An 894-nucleotide genomic window follows, 5' to 3' on the forward strand; every position below is an offset into this window, starting at 1 on the left:
GCTGCCGCTGCAGCCATGCATGCAGCACCTTGTTGGGAGTGCCGGGCACACCCTTGACTCGTACCTTTCCACTGGCCGGGTGGAACAGCGTCATGAGCTTGGCTGTGCCCTCACGGACGTATTCATGAGGCAGTCGTTTCGGGCACCCCATGGGGTGCCAGCTCGCGCCAGCACGCGGTTTGGTCTGGTACGGGCCAGCTTCATCCTCGGTCCATACCGCCAGACCAAGCTTTTCACCTTCCCGATACGCTCGATCGATCAATGCCTTTTTTGGCTTCGGTGTCGGGGTCGTAGGTCAGGATAGGACCACACTTGCGCTTACGTCGCGCATAGCCGGTTTCGCACCACGTGCGATCACGCTGCCACGTGAAGCCGGCTTCGCGCAATACCGTCCAGATTGTGAAGCGCCCGACCTTCAGGCCCTTCTTGCCCAGGGCGCGCCGCAGCAGCGTAAGCGACCATGTGGCCGTGCCGTCTTGCAAAACTGTCGGTACACGTCGCGCCTCGCTCAAGATGAGATTACGCTGCTCCTGACCGATCGTCACCGCTGGCCCACCACCGTGACGCAAGCTGATGGCGGCCACCCCTTCTTCGTTGAATCGAGCCACCAGGTGGCCTACCGTGTCACCGCAGCGCCGCCCGGCGAGGTGGGCGGCTTCCGTATAGTTCTTGCCGGCCGCCACCTCCAGCAGAAGCCTTGCGCGCGTCACATGCGATGCGGGAGCCATGAGCGACTGGCTCAGCCGCTTCAGCTGCTGAGATTCCTCATCGGTCAGTGGCCGTAGTGATACCTTGTGAGGGCGGGCCATGGCATGCCTCCTCAAGAGAAGCTCACCAGCCAACAATAGTCGCCGCTACGCCTAAATCCAAGTACCACGGCAAACGTCCCACTAG

At 62.0% G+C, this 894-nt stretch carries 1 protein-coding gene; it reads right to left on the bottom strand.

The window, feature by feature from the left end; translation table 11 throughout:
• Positions 1–233: 233 nt before the first annotated feature.
• Positions 234–809 (bottom strand): helix-turn-helix domain-containing protein, encoded by a 576-nt coding sequence (locus tag SM757_RS34940; RefSeq protein ID WP_322468858.1) that lies wholly within the window; start codon positions 807–809, stop codon positions 234–236.
• Positions 810–894: the final 85 nt, after the last annotated feature.

Origin of the sequence: Azohydromonas lata, assembly GCF_034427735.1 — a bacterium.
GTDB lineage: Bacteria > Pseudomonadota > Gammaproteobacteria > Burkholderiales > Burkholderiaceae_C > Azohydromonas > Azohydromonas lata.

Coding starts and splice junctions, on each gene's coding strand:
- SM757_RS34940 (WP_322468858.1), bottom strand. CDS start 809: ATGGCCCGCCCTCACAAGGTATCACTACGGCCACTGACCGATGAGGAA.